Annotated in this window: 14 protein-coding genes; 3 read left to right on the top strand and 11 right to left on the bottom strand. The window is 61.4% G+C overall.

Annotation, left to right across the window (positions count from 1 at the left end; genetic code table 11):
* Positions 1-64 precede the first annotated feature (64 nt).
* The 5 genes from hrpB to DTI93_RS06230 form a co-directional block, all read right to left on the bottom strand.
* A complete protein-coding gene (gene hrpB / locus DTI93_RS06250) occupies positions 65-2,551 on the bottom strand; it encodes an ATP-dependent helicase HrpB (protein WP_249080044.1) in 2,487 nt (828 codons plus the stop codon).
* Positions 2,552-2,581: 30 nt separating this feature from the next.
* On the bottom strand, positions 2,582-3,121 hold the full coding sequence (locus tag DTI93_RS06245) for an adenine phosphoribosyltransferase (protein WP_043558665.1): 540 nt from the start codon (positions 3,119-3,121) through the stop codon (positions 2,582-2,584).
* A gap of 95 nt (positions 3,122-3,216) precedes the next feature.
* On the bottom strand, positions 3,217-4,479 hold the full coding sequence (locus tag DTI93_RS06240; RefSeq protein WP_081847659.1) for a multidrug effflux MFS transporter: 1,263 nt from the start codon (positions 4,477-4,479) through the stop codon (positions 3,217-3,219).
* Positions 4,476-5,129 (bottom strand): TVP38/TMEM64 family protein, encoded by a 654-nt coding sequence (locus DTI93_RS06235; protein WP_052348945.1) that lies wholly within the window; start codon positions 5,127-5,129, stop codon positions 4,476-4,478. The genes DTI93_RS06240 and DTI93_RS06235 overlap by 4 nt, the downstream gene beginning before the upstream one ends.
* Positions 5,130-5,143: 14 nt before the next feature.
* On the bottom strand, positions 5,144-5,722 hold the full coding sequence (locus DTI93_RS06230; RefSeq protein ID WP_043558668.1) for an NUDIX hydrolase: 579 nt from the start codon (positions 5,720-5,722) through the stop codon (positions 5,144-5,146).
* A gap of 274 nt (positions 5,723-5,996) precedes the next feature.
* Between DTI93_RS06230 and DTI93_RS06225 the strand changes: the two genes are divergently transcribed.
* On the top strand, positions 5,997-7,238 hold the full coding sequence (locus DTI93_RS06225; RefSeq protein ID WP_043558670.1) for an MFS transporter: 1,242 nt from the start codon (positions 5,997-5,999) through the stop codon (positions 7,236-7,238).
* 123 nt (positions 7,239-7,361) lie between these two features.
* The gene (locus tag DTI93_RS06220) at positions 7,362-7,916 is read left to right on the top strand and encodes a TIGR00730 family Rossman fold protein (RefSeq protein WP_043558779.1); all 555 of its coding nucleotides are present in this window, start codon (positions 7,362-7,364) and stop codon (positions 7,914-7,916) included.
* Here the strand turns inward: DTI93_RS06220 and murA are convergent.
* From murA to DTI93_RS06190, 6 genes are all read right to left on the bottom strand, one after another.
* Positions 7,882-9,156 carry a UDP-N-acetylglucosamine 1-carboxyvinyltransferase gene (murA, locus tag DTI93_RS06215; RefSeq protein WP_043558672.1) on the bottom strand — a complete coding sequence of 425 codons (1,275 nt, stop codon included), beginning with the start codon at positions 9,154-9,156 and terminating at the stop codon, positions 7,882-7,884. The genes DTI93_RS06220 and murA overlap by 35 nt on opposite strands.
* A gap of 71 nt (positions 9,157-9,227) precedes the next feature.
* Positions 9,228-9,779, bottom strand: coding sequence for a dCTP deaminase (gene dcd, locus DTI93_RS06210; protein ID WP_043558674.1), 552 nt, complete (start codon positions 9,777-9,779; stop codon positions 9,228-9,230).
* A 159-nt stretch (positions 9,780-9,938) separates the two neighbouring features.
* The gene (locus DTI93_RS06205; RefSeq protein WP_227431401.1) at positions 9,939-10,928 is read right to left on the bottom strand and encodes a DMT family transporter; all 990 of its coding nucleotides are present in this window, start codon (positions 10,926-10,928) and stop codon (positions 9,939-9,941) included.
* On the bottom strand, positions 10,929-11,105 hold the full coding sequence (locus DTI93_RS06200) for a hypothetical protein (RefSeq protein ID WP_166651588.1): 177 nt from the start codon (positions 11,103-11,105) through the stop codon (positions 10,929-10,931). It abuts the gene before it with no gap.
* The gene (locus DTI93_RS06195; protein WP_086431746.1) at positions 11,102-12,301 is read right to left on the bottom strand and encodes a glycosyltransferase family 4 protein; all 1,200 of its coding nucleotides are present in this window, start codon (positions 12,299-12,301) and stop codon (positions 11,102-11,104) included. The genes DTI93_RS06200 and DTI93_RS06195 overlap by 4 nt, the downstream gene beginning before the upstream one ends.
* A 40-nt stretch (positions 12,302-12,341) precedes the next feature.
* Complete coding sequence (locus tag DTI93_RS06190) at positions 12,342-13,367, bottom strand: hypothetical protein (protein WP_081563344.1); 1,026 nt, start codon at positions 13,365-13,367, stop codon at positions 12,342-12,344.
* Positions 13,368-13,851: 484 nt separating this feature from the next.
* Here DTI93_RS06190 and dnaK point away from each other — a divergent pair, with 484 nt between their 5' ends.
* A complete protein-coding gene (gene dnaK / locus DTI93_RS06185) occupies positions 13,852-15,750 on the top strand; it encodes a molecular chaperone DnaK (RefSeq protein ID WP_043558677.1) in 1,899 nt (632 codons plus the stop codon).
* The last annotated feature ends 55 nt before the right edge of the window (positions 15,751-15,805 follow it).

Raw genomic sequence — 15,805 nt, 5'->3', positions numbered from 1 at the left:
CTCTCCTCCCCGAAGCAGCACATGCTCGAACCACCGGGGACAGAAAACCGGAGACTGAACGGCCTCAAGCCTCCTCGGCGGGATTTTCGGGCCATTTATGTCTGGGGTAGCGCCCCCGCATGTCCCGCCGCATGTCCAGCCAGCCTGACGTCCAGAACTGGGCAAGGTCCGCCGTCACGGCCTGTGGCCGTCCGGCAGGGGACAGCAGGGTAGCATGGAGCGGCACCCGGCCACCTGCCAGCTTCGGCAGGGCCGTGGTGCCATAAAAGTCCTGCGCCCGGGCAGAAAGGGATGGCACGACCGTCGTGTAATCAATGCGCCTGCGCCCGACCTTCAGAGCCACATGGGACGGAAGCTGGCGGTCCAGCTCCTGCCTGTCCTCGTAGGACAGACGGCTGGCCAGAATGGCCACAAGGTCCAGCTCCTGAATCTGTGTGAGCCGGTCCAGTCCCGCAAGCCACGGTTCCAGCCACTCCATGTCCTCGGCCAGTGCCTCGTCAGACAGATCAGGCAGATGGGGCGCATAATGCGTCCGGGCCAGAGCAACACGGGCCTGAAACTGGCGGGCCGCCGCCGACCAGTCCAGATGCCGGGCCAGATCAGACCGCACCTTCGCCAGAAGGGCCACCGTGATGTCTTCCGCCTCGGGGGAGACGTTACGATCCTTCAGCACCAGATTGCCCAGCCGCAGCCTCTGCCGGACAATAACCTTGCCCGATGTACCATCAAGGGCCGGTTCCCGCTGTTCCTTCAGGCTGGCCTGTACGGAATCGGGCAGGGTCTCCAACGTGACCGGAGCCGCAAGGGTCATGTCCGTCCCCTTGCGGACATGGAAGGCCGCCCCAGCCAGAAGGTCCTCCTGCACCAGCGGGTCTGTCGCCCCCAAGCGGGCACTGCCACCTCCTGCCAGACGGTACCGTCCATCGGCACTGGTCCGCTGTGCCAGACGGTCAGGGAACCCCGCCGCCACCAGACGTCCCGTGACGTGACCCGTCAGCCCATCGCTCACGAGGTCCGCAAGACCATCCTGCCCTGTCCCCTGCCCGGCCCGGCGCAGGAACCGCCCCGCAGCATGGCGGAGCTGCCGCAACACATGCCTGGGAACACGGGCATCATCCTGCATGAAGAGTTTCAGACGCAGCCGGAGGTCAGCGGAGGCCTCTCCTCCCCGGCCCCCACGGCCGCCCAGCGGATCACGTTCTTCCAGAAGGGCCGCCAGACAGGCCGCCACGGCCATCTCCTCCACCGTCCGGGCAGCGCAGAGCATCGCAGCCAGCCGGGGATGCGTACCAAACCCGACCATCCGCTGCCCCAGAGCCGTCAGCTCCCGCTGACCATCCAGAGCCCCCAGAAACTGGAGAAGGGACTGCGCTGCGGCCAGTCCCCCCTCCGGGGCTGGCTCGATGAGCGGCAGAGCCGCCGGGGCCGTGCCCATCGCCTGCTGCCAGGCTGCCGTCACGAGGGCAAAATCACACAGGTCCGCCTCCCTTATGGCGGGGACTTCCTGCACGATCAGGCTACGCTGGGTCATTTCAGACCAGAGACGGATGGCAATACCGGGAGCCTGACGCCCCGCACGGCCTGCCCTCTGTTCCGCCGTTGCCCGGGAAATGCGCCGTGTATGAAGGCGGGGCAGCCCCGTACCGGCATCACGCTGGGGCAGACGCCGCCAGCCACCATCCACCACCACACGCACACCGGGAACCGTCACGGACGTTTCGGCAATGGATGTCGCCAGCACGATACGCCGCCCGGACTCCGGAGCCAGCGCACGGGCCTGATCCTCCACCGACTGCTCCCCGTACAGAGGATAGACAGGCACCCGGTCCCCAAGAAGTCCCTGAAGACTGGCCTGCGCCCTGCGGATTTCTCCCACCCCGGGCAGGAACGCCAGAATGGAGCCCTCTTCCTCCCGCCAGGCCTGTGCCACGGCCTGGGCACAGCTCTCCGGCAGATCACGCAGATGGGCAATGTCCCGCCGGTAGCGGACCTCCACCGGGTGCTGCCGTCCGTCACTCTCGATCAGCGGGGCCTGAAGGGCGGTCGTGAAAATGCCCGCATCCAGCGTGGCCGACATGGCCACGAGCCGCAGCTCCGGCCGCAGGCTCTGCTGCATGTCCCGGCAGAACCCCAGAGCCGTGTCGCCATCCAGTGACCGCTCATGCACTTCATCAAACAGGACGGCAGATACGCCATCCAGCAGGGGGTCTGCCAGCAGACGGCGGACCAGCAGACCCTCCGTGACGACTTCAATGCGGGTCCGGGCCGAAACGGCACTGTCGATGCGGGTGCGATAGCCGATCACCCCGCCGGGGGCTTCACCCCGCAAGGCCGCCATGCGCTGGGCCGCTCCCCGTACGGCCACACGCCGTGGCTCCACAAGCAGGATACGGCCATCCCCCAGCCAGCCAGGCGCAACCTCCAGCAGAAAAGGCGGCACGGCCGTAGTCTTTCCGGCACCCGGCGGCGCCACAAGCACAGCATTGGAGCCAGCAGCCAGTGCCTCCAGCAAAGCCGGCAGGACCGCCGTCACGGGCAGGGAATCCGACATCATGCTGCCTCCTGTAGGCCCTGTCCCGGCTCAGTCCTCGTATGTCAGAAGGGACGTGACCGGCACGTCAACCTTTCCACGGCCTCCCAGAGCCAGCAGCTCGATCATCACGGAAGCCCCGACAACCTCGGCCCCAGCCTTGCGCAGAAGGTCGATGGAGGCAGCCAGCGTACCGCCGGTTGCCAGAAGATCATCCAGCACCACCACACGCTGGCCGGGACGGACGGCATCCGCCTGGATGTGCAGCTCATCCTCACCATATTCGAGGCTGTATCTGTGGGAAATGGTCTTGCCCGGCAGCTTGCCCGGCTTGCGCAGCATGGTGAAACCACAGCCGAGGCGGGTTGCCAGCGGAGCTGCCGTGAGGAAGCCACGGCTCTCGATCCCTGCCAGAAGGTCTGGCTGGAAGCGGGCCACCGCCTGCGCCAGACGCCCCGTAGCCACCTGCCACGCTTCCGGATTCCGGATCAGGGTGGAAATGTCATAAAACAGGATGCCCGGTTTCGGAAAATCCGGAACTTCACGGATATACTGTTTCAAATCCAGCGGAGCAGGGTCTTCAAAGGACATGGCAGGCCTTCACATTGCAGGTCATGATATGCACGAAGCCCCCCTTATAGGCCCTTGTGCCGTCCTTTTGAAAGGGAAGGCTCTCCTTGCTGCCATCAGGGAGCCATGCGGGCAAACAGGATCATGAGGAGGAAAGCCGCCAGCAGCATTCCCCCCATTGGGATCGCCGTACCCACCGGCAGCCATGAGAACATGACACTGGCCAGAATACCGAACACATACTGCCCCGTCCCCGCCAGAGCGGTAGCGACACCGGCATTGCGCCCCTGTGTCAGCAGGGCACCGGCCATGGCATTGGGGCCAATGCATCCCCCCGGCCCCAGCGCACAGAGCATCGCCCCGAACAGTGGCCAGAGATAGATGTGCCTGAGATGCCCTGCCGCATCGACATCCAGTGCAGACCAGATGGCCAGCCCCAGCAGTACAACCGCCCCTACGCAGCTGATGGCAAGCCCGGCCCGAAGCAGGGTCCGGCTGTGATAGTAGTTCAGCAACCAGGCATTGATCTGGGACGAACCGATCATGCACACCGCCATCACACCAAACAGCACGCCATACTGGAACGGCGTGAACGCATACACGCTCTCGAAGAGGAAGGGTGCAGCCGTCAGATAGGTGAAAATGACGAATCCCTGCACCATCCAGATGAGCGCATTGAAGCGGTAGTTCCTGTCCTTCAGGGTCTGCCCATACCGGACGATAATGGGCCAGAGACGCATGGGGTGACGGTCTTCACCATCCAGTGTTTCTGGCAGGAAAAGGAAGACCGCCAGCAGCCCCACTACACCATAAAGGGACGTTGCCCAGAAAATGTCCCGCCAGCTGATGAACTGGAGAGCAAAACCACCCAGAGCCGGCGCCAGAATGGGCACGACACCCTGTATGAGAATAAGGCGGGACATCATCTTCGCCGTGGCGTCACCGACTGTCAGGTCCCTGACGCAGGCATTGGGCACCACGAGGCTGGCAGCCCCCATCAGGGCGGCAAAAGCCCGGAAGAAACAGAGCATGGGCATGGAGGTCGAAAGGGCACAGCCTGCTGCGGCCAGAGCATAGAACAGGGTACCCACAAGCAGCGGACGACGACGACCAAAGCGGTCCGTCACCGGCCCGACAATGATCTGCCCGATGGCCAGCCCCGCCACCCAGGCCGCCATCGTCAGGCTGCCCGTTCCCGGTGCGGAACCAAGCTGCTGCTCCATCTCTGGCAGGGCCGGCAGATAGATATCTGTCGAGACAGGGCCAACCGCCGTCAGCGTTCCCAGAAGGATCGGCAGCCAGAAAGGCATCTTCCCACCCTTGATAAGCGGTTTGCCAATCAGGGCATGTTCAAAAAAGCCATGCTGTGACGTCTTCATGCTCCGCTATCCTGCCTTTCCCATCTCATCTCTTTGTGAAACCCGCGTAATACCCAGCCTCCCAACACGGCGGAAAGAAGTGCCAGCACGGCGGCGGTAACCAGTGCCCAGCCATGGCGTAGTTCTACACCCCTGCCAGCCAGAAGAAAAACCAGATTCTGGGGCAATCCTCCCAGCATGGTCGCCAGCAGGAACCGGCCAACTGCAAGCCCCGCCATGCCAGACGAGACCGATACCAGGAGGGCAGACCCGACCGGCAGCAGCCGGGCACAGGCCACCATGCGGAATGGAGCCCGCTGTCCAGCCCGGATGAACCACGGCACGGAAGCCGCCCTGACCGGGCATTTCCACCGCCAGAGCCGCCCCCAGCCATAGCCCAGCAGGGCACCGGCCCCATAGGCCAGGCTGGCCTCCACCACCCCGATGCCAACGCCAAACCCCGCTCCCAGCACGAAACAGAGTGCCTGCCGGGGCAGACCAAAAGCACAATACAGCACGGCCAGCGGCAGGACCCGCAGGGCCGCATAAGGCTGCCCGGCCCACTCCCGCATCAGTCCCAGCCCATGCTGGATGGCCGGAATCCGCCACAAAAGCAGCGGCCCTCCCACCAGAAGCAGGACCAGAAGAGCGGGGCGGACTGCCGCCCGCAACGGAACGGGACTCCTCAGAGCAGACCCCGGGCCCGTATCTGGGCATAGGCGGCCAGCGTAACCATGCAGGTCATCTCCCCTTCCACGATCATGCGCTCAAACTCGGCAAGCGGGATGTCTTTCACCTTCATGTCGGCTTCCGTCGCTTCCCGCTCGGCCTCACCACGGACAAGATTCCGGGCCAGAAAAACATGCCCCATCTGCGTGGAGTATCCAGCTCCCTGATACAGTGTCCCTGCATGGATCAACTCACCGGCACGCAGGCCCGTTTCCTCCCGCAGCTCACCAAGGGCAAGCTCCGTGGCATCTGCATCCGGCCGTGTCTCCCACATGCCCATGGGAAACTCCCAGAGCCGCTTTCCCACCGGGTAGCGGAACTGCTGGACCAGTGTCAGGCGACCATCAGCATGCATGGGCATGATGACGGCAAACGTCCCCCGTTCGACAACGCCGTACAGACCCTTCCTGCCACCAGGATGGATGATCCTGTCTTCCCGCACCGCAGTCCATGGGTTTTCATAAACCATCTCGGAAGAAAGAATCTGGTAGCCTGCATCCTCACAGGCTTTCTTTACCGCATCATCAATCATCATCGGCTCCTTCGCAGCAATGGCCGGTCGCTCATCATCGTGATCAGGCCGCCCTGTATCATGGTGAAGAAGAAAAAGTGAAACGCTTTACCCCAACCAGCCAGATATCATCCTACTGATATCCCTGCATGGCAGCCATTCATAACTATGCAAGCTGAGCAAATCATTGCCCCGTGACGCAAAAGGCTTTCTCACCTATGGTCGATAACCAAGAAAGGCTGTGCCGGTTACAGTTACCAGGTGGGCACGGCTTGCGGAAACTGCAAAGGGGACGCCCATGTCTGATGAAGACGCAACCTATACGTGCTCGCCGACCATGCGGGTCATGCCCGTAGTCCTGTTCAACCTCCTTGTCTATTTTGTCATCGGGCTGCCCAATGCCATCATTGGTGCCCAGTTCGTGCACAACACGCTGGGTTTCAGCACAGCCATTGCCGCCAGCACCATCTCCCTGCAGTACATCGGTACCGCCATGGGGCGTGTGATCGTCGGTCATCGCATTGACGTGCATGGCCCCAAGGCCATTCTGCGGTATGGTCTCATCTTCTGCACCATCTCCGGCCTGCTGATGTGCCTTGCAGCTCTGATCCCCAGCTTCATGGGCCTGAATGACACGTCCCGCTATGTGGCCCTGGGCATTGCCCTCATCAGCCGTCTCTTCATCGGCTGGTCCGAGAGCTGCACCTCCACCTCCGTCACGACATGGAACCTGCGCCGCGTCGGCCCTGCGCACTCCTCCGTCGCCATTTCCTGGAACGGTGTCACCTCCTACGGTGGTATCGCTGTTGGCGTGACCGTCGGCCAGTTCCTCAGCGGCATCCTGCCGAACATCCGGCTGCTGCCCGTCGGCATTTTTGCCACCCTGCTGGGTATTGGCGGCATCATCCTGCTGACCTTCTACAAAGCCATCAAGCCGCTGCCGAGCAAAGGCAAGCCGATGTCCTTCGCCCTCGCCGTCAAGAAAGTGCTGCCGTATGGTGCCGCTCTGGCTGCCGGGTCTGTCGGCTTTGGTACGGTCAACAGCTTCCTGGCCCTGTATTACACGGATAACCACTGGACTGGCCTGGGTGTGGCCTTCGGCGTTTTCGCTGCCTGCTTCATCTTCATGCGTATTTTCGTCTCCGGCCAGATCGACAAGCATGGCGGTGTGCCGATCGCTTACATGTCCCTGGTGACGGAAGCCATTGCCATGGCCGTCTTCTGCCTGGTGCACAACCCCACGGGTGGCCTGATCGGTGCTGCACTGACGGGTGCGGGCTTCTCCCTGCTCTTCCCCGCCATGGGCACCATGGCCGTCCGTACCGATGGGCCGGAGTTCCACGGTATCCTGATCGCCGCCTACTCCATCTTCACCGACCTGACCATCGTGATTTCCAGCTGGTTCATGGGCGGTCTGCGTGACCACATGGGCTGGGGTGTCATGTTTGCCGTGGCTGGTGTGCTCTGCATCAGTGGTATCGCCTTCAGTGCCATCTTCTCCCGTATTCCGGGATGTGGTGTGCCGAAAAACGCTGCCTGACCAACAGCCGCCTGCTGGGTGGGGGCCTTTCCCGGTTCCTCCCCAGCGGGGCTGCCAGTTGCCAGAATGCCGGGTACAGTCTTCTCTGCCCGGCATTTTTCTGTTCGGAGGAAACAGTCCATCATGACCATCCGCTCCTGCTCCGTCTTCTGCGGGTCACGCCCCGGGCACGATCCGGCCCACATGCAGGTAGCCCGTGCCCTCGGAACAGCCCTGGGGGAAGCGGGTCTCACTCTCGTCTATGGGGGCGGGACTGCTGGCCTGATGGGCGCCGTGGCCGATGCTACCCTGCTGGCCGGCGGTACCGTAAAAGGCATCATTCCCCGCTTCCTGGAAGCGCAGGAAATCCTGCATGAAGGCGTCACAGACCTAGAAGTGACAGAAGACATGCCCAGCCGGAAAGCCCGGCTATTCGAAGAAGCTGACGCTTATGTCATCCTCCCCGGAGGGTTTGGCACATTCGACGAATTCATGGAGGTTCTCGTGAACCGCCAGCTGGGGCTGAGCCAGCGGCCCATCATCATTCTCAACACCAATGGCTGGGCCGACCCGCTCATCGCCCTGCTGCAGGCCACGCAGGCACAGGGTTTCGCCGATGCAGGGGCAGAAACCCTCTACGAGGTCGTAACGGACGTGCCCAGCGTCATGCGGCGTCTGAAGAAACCTTCACACGCCTGATCTTGGCCCCGCAGGCGGAGAGCTTCTTCTCCACATGCTCATACCCACGGTCGAGATGATAGACACGGCTCAGTTCCGTCTCACCCTCGGCCACGAGGCCAGCCAGGATCAGTGAAAAAGATGCCCTCAGATCCGTGGCCATCACCTTGGCACCAGAGAGGCGTTCCACCCCACGGATCACGGCTGACCGCCCCTGGATGGTGATGTTGGCCCCCATGCGGTTCAGTTCCGGCACATGCATGAAACGGTTCTCGAAGATCGTTTCCGTAATCATGGACGCTCCCTCCGCTACAGAGAGCATGGCCATGAACTGCGCCTGCATGTCGGTCGGGAAACCGGGGTAAGGTTCGGTTGTCAGGTCCAGCCCCCGCAGCTTTCCCTCACTCCGTATCCGCAAGCCATCAGCCTCTTCCGTAACATCCACGCCAACCTGCTGGAGCGCATAGACAACCGCTTCCTGATCTACCATGCGGCCACCTTCCAGCAGGACATCCCCACCCGTCATGCCCACGGCGCAGGCATAGGTGCCACACTCGATGCGGTCTGGCATGACGGAGTAACGAGCACCATGAAGCTGCTCCACCCCCTCTACCATGATGGTGCCGGAATGTGCCCCGGTGATCTTCGCCCCCATGGCATTGAGGCAGTTGGCAAGGTCCAGAATTTCCGGCTCCCGGGCAGCATTGACGATCTCCGTCGTGCCACGGGCCAGCGTGGCTGCCATGAGAACATTCTCCGTCGCCCCCACACTGGGGAATGGCAGCACGACACGCCCGCCCTTCAGGCCATTGGGCGCTCTGGCATTGATGTAACCCCCCTCCAGCGTGATCTCGGCGCCCAGGGCCTCCAGTCCTTTGAGATGAAGGTCCACCGGGCGTGTCCCGATGGCACACCCACCCGGCAGGGAGACACGGGCTTCTCCCATACGGGTCAGCAGAGGTCCCAGAACAAGAATGGAGGCCCGCATCCGGGACACGATGTCGTAAGGAGCCTCTACCGACTGGATGGTTCCACCAAGGCTGAGCTGCCGGGGACCATCAATCTCCACCACGTCATAACCCAGCTGCCCCAGCAGGGTCCGCATGGTACGGATATCCGCAATATCGGGAATATTGGAAAGAATGAGAGGCCCTTCGGAAAGCAGGGCGGCCACCATCAGTTTCAGGCCCGAATTCTTGGCCCCACCAACAGAAATGCGCCCCTCAAGACGGTGGCCACCTTCGATCAGGAAATAATCCATCTGTCTCTCTCCATACCTCATCCCATCACCGTGCCTCACAGGCTGGATGAGGTTCTCTGCTTGTCTGAATTTTAAAGCCGCGGGGGCGTTACACCGGACTGGCGCATATACTTTCCGGCACGGTCAGCATAGCTGACTTCACAAGGACTGGCTCCCTGAAAAAACAGAAACTGGCAGATGCCCTCATTGGCATAGATACGGGCTGGCAGGGGGGTGGTATTGCTGATCTCGATGGTCACCTGCCCCTCCCATTCCGGCTCCAGCGGTGTGACATTGACGATGATCCCACAGCGGGCATAGGTGGACTTGCCAAGGCACACGACCAGCGTATCACGGGGGATGCGGAAATATTCCACCGTATGGGCCAGTGCAAAACTGTTGGGCGGGATGATGATGTCCCCGCGGCGTGTCACGAAACTGTCAGCAGAGAAATTCTTGGGGTCCACCACGGCACTGTCAACATCTGTGAAGATGTGAAATTCATCAGCGACACGAGCATCATACCCATAGGAGGACAACCCGTAGGAAATGACCTTCTCACGCTTCTGCGCCTCGACAAACGGCTCTATCATGCCGTGTTCCTGCGCCATGTGGCGTATCCAGTGGTCAGGCATGATCGACATGGCCGTTCTCCCTTGTGGATGGTGATGTCTTACTGAAAATCGACAAAAACCTGACAGGGACAGACCGCCCCCGGACAGAGACAGACCCGACCAGCCGGGCCTGCCCTGTCATATCATCTGTCTGCCCCGGCGCAAAGCGGAGGAACGGCCCGGAGGGGGTCAATCCCCCGATGAACCACGGATCACCAGCTCAGACATGCTGAGCCGACGGCGACGCTTCCTCTCCGAAGGCAGTTCACGCACGGCACCACCACGCAACGTCCGACGGAAGCGGGGCCAGCGGGGTTTGACCTCACTGGCCAGCACACCAGCCACAATGAAACCAGCCCCAATGAGCGTGGTCATCGTCAACACGTCACCCGTCACCCAGCCAACCAGCCCCCCCCAGATCGGCTCACTGGAATAGATGAGGGTCGCCTTGGTGGGAGAGACCGTTTTCTGCGCCCAGTTGAGCACCAGCTGGGTAGCCGCACTCACAATGCCCATCACCAGCGCACACCCCATCCAGCCCCAGCTGAAGGCGGGCACATGCTCTCCCATTACCGGCATGGCACAGAAAGCAAAAAGTCCACCCGCCACAAGCTGGACAAACGCCATGCGGCGGCTATCCGTGTGAAGAGCGAACAGCCCGACGCAGATGATCTCAAAAGCGTAAGAAAAAGTCCCCAGCAGGGTCAGGCCGTCACCCGTGCTCATGGTCAGGCCGGTCTTCCACGGCTCGGCCAGCAGAACCAGCCCAACGAAGGCAAGAAAAATGCCGGCAATCCCACTCCTGCTCGGAGCCTTGCGCAGGATGATCCACTGAAGCAGTGGCACCAACGGCACATAGAGAGCTGTCAGAAAGGCAGAACGGCTGCTGGTGATGCTCATCAGCCCGATCGTCTGACAGATGTAACCGAAAGCCAGCACGATACCGATCAGCCCGCCACGCCATATCTCCGAACGTGGAATCCCCTGCATGATATGCTTGCGCCCGACAAAACAGACCACAAACAGGGCAGCGATGAGGAACCGGACCCCGATGAAAAACAGAGGACCGCTAGTCTTCAGCGCCATCTGGATGATGTAGTAGGTCCCCCCCCACAACACCGTGATGATACCGAGGGCAACCTCCTGCCGCGATGGCAGTGGCAGACGCGGGCTGGTCACTCAGCGATCCCCCTGGCTGGCAGAGGCTGTTACACGCCCAGACACGGCCGGACGGCTGCGCTGCTGCTGTTTGCGACGCAGAAGGTTGGCCCGCAGGGCCTGGGCTTCCCGCAGCTGGCGCTCCTGCCGTGCTGTCATGGGGGCTTCGCCGGTCTTTCTCTCCTGTTCAGGCTTCATGAACCTGCATCCCTCTCCTCATGAAAGCGCACAAACGCTTCCCGCAAGCCAGCAGGAAGCAGCTCATCATACACGCCCAGTGTCGCCCGCTGCATGTGCTGCTTGGTATAATGGGCAAGAGCATGGGCACGGATCTCGTCCTGCCGCTCTGCCATAAGTTCTGGTGGCACGTCCAGCACTTCCCTCAGGGCACCGGCCAGCGCCCGATGGTCCCCCGCCGGAACAAGCGTCCCGCTTTCACCATGCTGTATGGTTTCCTTCAGGCCGCCACGGGCCGAGCCGATCACCCAGCAGCCCATCATCTGTGCTTCCACCGGCACCCGCCCGAAGGGCTCAGGTCGGAGAGAAGGCACCGTCACAACATGCGCCAGCCGGTAGGCCGCTGCCATGTCCCGGCAGGGACCAGCAAAACGCAGACGAGTCGCTATGCCCCGCTCCTCGGCCATCCTGTGCAGCATCCGGGCATAGCTGCTGTCCTCCCCTGGCCCGACCATGACGCAGACCCAGTCCAGCCCCGGATGATGGGTGGCCAGATAGCCAAGAGCCTCGATCAGACATTCCTGTCCTTTCCAGCGGGTCATGCGGCCGGGCATGAGAATGATGCGGCTTTCCTCACCAATCCGCCAGCGCTCCAGCAGCGTCTGCATCTGGAGGCCTTTCACCGCCCCCGGGGAAAAAATCTCCGGATCACTGCCACGGGGGATGATGCGCAGCCTGTCCTCCCCAACCCTGTAATCATGCCGCAGTCTCTCGCCGATATGCTCGGAAACGGCAATGACACGCTGCCCCCGTACCAGAGCGGAATTATAGAACTTCTTGAGCCAGAAATTCGTCTGGTGGTCACCGTGCCAGGTCGTCACCAACGGCACTTTCTCCCGGCGGCAGGCCACAACCGCCACAAGAGCCGGATACCGGGACCGGGCATGGACAAGATCGACCCCCTCCTGCCGGATCAGCATCTGCAAGGCCTTCACCCGGCTGAAAAAATACCGCAGGGACATCCTCTTGCGAAACGCCAGCTCCACATGCTCACCACCGACATACCGCAGACGGGACAGCAGAGCTCCACTCTCCGCCGCCACGAGCGCCCGGCCACCGGCCTGACTTATGGCTTCGGCCATGTCGATGGCGCCACGCTCAAGGCCGCCAATACCCAATGCCGGCAGAATCTGAAGGATCACCGGTTTCTGCTTCATGACCATTTTTCCGCTATGTCCACACCCATCCCGTGCCCGGTCACCCTGCCGGAATCGTCACGACGGCACCGCCGCCATGACTGGTTGCCGCAAGGGTACTGAGGACCTGCACCATGGTGAATGCCTCCTTGCTACGGAAATCCGTATCGGAAATCCAGTACCAGCACTTTTTATAGAAAACGGAAACATAGCTTTCCCCAGGTTCATTCCTGCCGGAATGAATGGCAACCTCAGGGCGGCTCTCGATGCCAACCTGCCCGATGGTCGGCAGGGTCCTGCCGGAGCGGACATCCTTCTCCGGCACTTCCATCTCATAGGAAAGCTGGGTCAGCATGGCGAGCATGGACCGTGTGAGAATGGCGATCTGCCCCTGTTTCTTCGGATATGGCCCATAGACGATCTCCGCCTCCGCCGTATTGGGCTCCAGATGCAGCAGGCGGCGTACCTCCCCCTGTATGGCCTGAAGATTGCTGTCCGCCGTGGTTGTCAGCACAAGATAGATATGCTCGCCAGACGTATTGCCTGATCCCCCGCCACCATTGCCGGACCCGGCATTGCCATTCCCCTGACCGGTTGCACTGCCAGTACCCGATTTCCCCCCCTTGCCGGAGGCAGCCGGGTCATCGGTAGAAATACGTACCGTCATCGCCCCGGCCAGCTGAAGCTGGCGCAGGTCATGCAGAAGCAGGTAGAACCGCACGGACCCACCCCCGAATGGCCCGACACCCCGCACATTGGACAATCCATCAATGGACTGTGCCGTCAGCCGCAGGAGTGTATCGATGGCCATGCCACCAAGACTGAGCGGCATGATGGCCGTGGGCGAAATGGGACGCACCACATTTTCCGCATACTGCTCACCTGTCAGAGGCTGATAGGTGATGGTCGGATTTTCCGCCTGGGAAAGTGTCCCCGTTCCAAACAGGTAATTGCTGACAGCAGAAGCCGGATAGCCATAGTACCCCCCCGAAACACTGCGGGAGAAGTTGTAACCGGCAATCACCTGTGTCGTGTCAAGAAACGCAGGCGGCTCGCCATAACGCAGCCGCACGATATTGAGCAGCATCTCACGCTTCTGCACTTCCCCCAGTGCCCGGGAATAAGCCAGCTGATCATTCTGGAGATGTTCCGGCCCTATGGGCTGGCAGGCACACAGCAGCAGAAAAGCAGCAGACGGCAGAAAAAGAACCGAACACCGGGTCGGGCCCCGCCCCGGCTCGGAAAACAGGGGCAGAAGACGGCCCGCCTTGCGGAACAGGGAAAACAGACAGGACAGAAGACAGGCTCCCACGGATGAAACCGGTTGCAGGGTAAAGGTGGGACCTTACCCGAAAAAGAAGACCTTGACCAAAAAGAAACTCCTCACACCTCCAGCAGGACACTGTAAATCTTTTCCATTCCTGCTCTTGAAACACAAGACACCCCTCCCCAGATCGAACAGCAAGGGTGTTGCAGGCCTTGGCCTGCCCCCAGACCTGATAACGTCGCAATAGGGCTTCTCCCAATGCCTTGAGGGGTTGTGGGAAGCCGCTGAAAAGGGACAGATATCCATGGGCAAGATTATTGGTATTGACCTCGGGACCACCAACTCCTGCGTTGCAGTCCGCGAGGGTAACGAGAACAGGGTGATCGAGAACAGCGAAGGTGCCCGCACCACGCCGTCTGTCGTTGCCTTTACAGATAGCGGTGAGCGTCTGGTCGGTCAGGCCGCCAAGCGTCAGGCCGTCACCAACCCCACCAACACGCTTTATGCCGTCAAGCGTCTGATCGGTCGCCGCTACGATGACCCGACCGTCGCCAAGGACCAGAAGACCGTTCCCTACGAAATCGTGAAGGGTGACAACGGCGATGCATGGGTGCGTGCCCGTGGTGAGAACTACGCTCCGTCCCAGATTTCCGCCTTTGTTCTCGGCAAGATGAAAGAGACGGCAGAGGCCTATCTGGGCGAGAAGGTGACCGAAGCCGTCATCACCGTTCCGGCCTACTTCAACGATGCACAGCGTCAGGCCACCCGTGATGCGGGCCGCATCGCTGGTCTGGACGTCAAGCGCATCATCAACGAGCCGACCGCCGCCGCTCTCGCTTACGGGCTCGAGAAGGGCGATTCCGGCAACGTGGCCGTGTATGACCTTGGTGGTGGTACGTTCGACATCTCCATCCTCGAAATCTCCGATGGCGTGATCGAGGTGAAGTCCACCAACGGTGATACCTTCCTCGGTGGTGAAGACTTCGACAACAAGCTGATCGACTATCTGGCTGACGAGTTCAAGCGTGAGCAGGGTCTGGACCTGCGCACGGACAAGATGGCCCTCCAGCGCCTGAAGGAAGCCGCCGAGAAGGCCAAAATCGAGCTGTCCTCCGCCAAGGAAACGGAAGTCAACCTGCCCTTCATCACGGCAGATGCCTCCGGTCCGAAGCATCTGGTCGTCAAGGTGACCCGTGCGAAGCTGGAAAGCCTCGTTGAAGACCTCATCAAGCGCTCTCTGGAGCCCTGCCGCAAGGCCCTTAAGGATGCTGATCTGACACCGGCTGACATCAAGGAAGTCATCCTTGTCGGTGGCCAGACCCGTATGCCGAAGGTCGTGGAAAGCGTGAAGGAGTTCTTCGGCAAGGAACCCGCCCGCAACGTGAACCCGGACGAAGTGGTTGCCATCGGTGCCGCCGTGCAGGGTGGCGTGCTCCAGGGTGACGTGAAGGACGTGCTGCTGCTGGACGTGACCCCGCTGTCCCTCGGTATCGAGACGCTGGGTGGTGTCTTCACCCGTCTGATCGACCGCAACACGACGATCCCGACCAAGAAGAGCCAGACCTTCTCCACAGCCGAAGACAACCAGCCTGCCGTGACCATCAAGGTCTTCCAGGGTGAGCGCGAAATGGCTGCGGACAACAAGCTGCTCGGCAACTTCGACCTGACAGGCATCGCTCCGGCTCCCCGTGGTGTGCCGCAGATTGAAGTGACCTTCGACATTGACGCCAACGGTATCGTGAACGTCTCCGCCAAGGACAAGGCCACAGGCAAGGAGCAGAACATCTCCATCAAGAGCGATGGTGGTCTCTCCGATGCCGACATTGATCGCATGGTCAAGGAAGCTGAGGAGAACGCCTCTGCTGACAAGGCCCGCCGTGAGCTGGTGGACCTGCGTAACAGCACCGAAGCCATGATCCATCAGACGGAGAAGACCCTCTCCGAAAATGGTGACAAGGTTCCGGCCGCTGACAAGACCGAAGCCGAGGAAGCCATCAAGAAGGCCCGCGAGGCTCTGGAAGGCGACAATGCCGAGACCATCAAGAGCGCCAGCGAGCATCTGACACAGGTTGCCATGAAGGTTGGCCAGGCCGTCCATCAGGCCGGTGCCTCCGCCGGTGAGGAACATCAGGCCGGTGGCAAGACTGACGAAGATGTCGTCGATGCTGAATTCGAAGATGTTGACGACAAGAAAAAGAAATAATCGCTGAAAAGGGACGGAGTCCGTGCCGGCAGGCCGGGCTCCCTTCCTGCGGTTG

The organism is Parasaccharibacter sp. TMW 2.1884 (assembly GCF_023337695.1).
Taxonomy (GTDB): Bacteria; Pseudomonadota; Alphaproteobacteria; order Acetobacterales; family Acetobacteraceae; genus Bombella; species Bombella apis.
This window is presented reverse-complemented; position numbering and strand designations above follow the sequence as displayed.

What these genes read in the sequence shown, in the direction of transcription:
- dcd (WP_043558674.1), bottom strand. Translation starts at nt 9,779, where the DNA reads ATGTCGATCATGCCTGACCACTGGATACGCCACATGGCGCAGGAACAC.
- DTI93_RS06190 (WP_081563344.1), bottom strand. Translation starts at nt 13,367, where the DNA reads ATGCTGCTCAATATCGTGCGGCTGCGTTATGGCGAGCCGCCTGCGTTT.
- DTI93_RS06195 (WP_086431746.1), bottom strand. Translation starts at nt 12,301, where the DNA reads ATGAAGCAGAAACCGGTGATCCTTCAGATTCTGCCGGCATTGGGTATT.
- DTI93_RS06225 (WP_043558670.1), top strand. Translation starts at nt 5,997, where the DNA reads ATGTCTGATGAAGACGCAACCTATACGTGCTCGCCGACCATGCGGGTC.
- DTI93_RS06230 (WP_043558668.1), bottom strand. Translation starts at nt 5,722, where the DNA reads ATGATGATTGATGATGCGGTAAAGAAAGCCTGTGAGGATGCAGGCTAC.
- DTI93_RS06220 (WP_043558779.1), top strand. Translation starts at nt 7,362, where the DNA reads ATGACCATCCGCTCCTGCTCCGTCTTCTGCGGGTCACGCCCCGGGCAC.
- DTI93_RS06240 (WP_081847659.1), bottom strand. Translation starts at nt 4,479, where the DNA reads ATGAAGACGTCACAGCATGGCTTTTTTGAACATGCCCTGATTGGCAAA.
- dnaK (WP_043558677.1), top strand. Translation starts at nt 13,852, where the DNA reads ATGGGCAAGATTATTGGTATTGACCTCGGGACCACCAACTCCTGCGTT.
- DTI93_RS06200 (WP_166651588.1), bottom strand. Translation starts at nt 11,105, where the DNA reads ATGAAGCCTGAACAGGAGAGAAAGACCGGCGAAGCCCCCATGACAGCA.
- hrpB (WP_249080044.1), bottom strand. Translation starts at nt 2,551, where the DNA reads ATGTCGGATTCCCTGCCCGTGACGGCGGTCCTGCCGGCTTTGCTGGAG.
- DTI93_RS06245 (WP_043558665.1), bottom strand. Translation starts at nt 3,121, where the DNA reads ATGTCCTTTGAAGACCCTGCTCCGCTGGATTTGAAACAGTATATCCGT.
- murA (WP_043558672.1), bottom strand. Translation starts at nt 9,156, where the DNA reads ATGGATTATTTCCTGATCGAAGGTGGCCACCGTCTTGAGGGGCGCATT.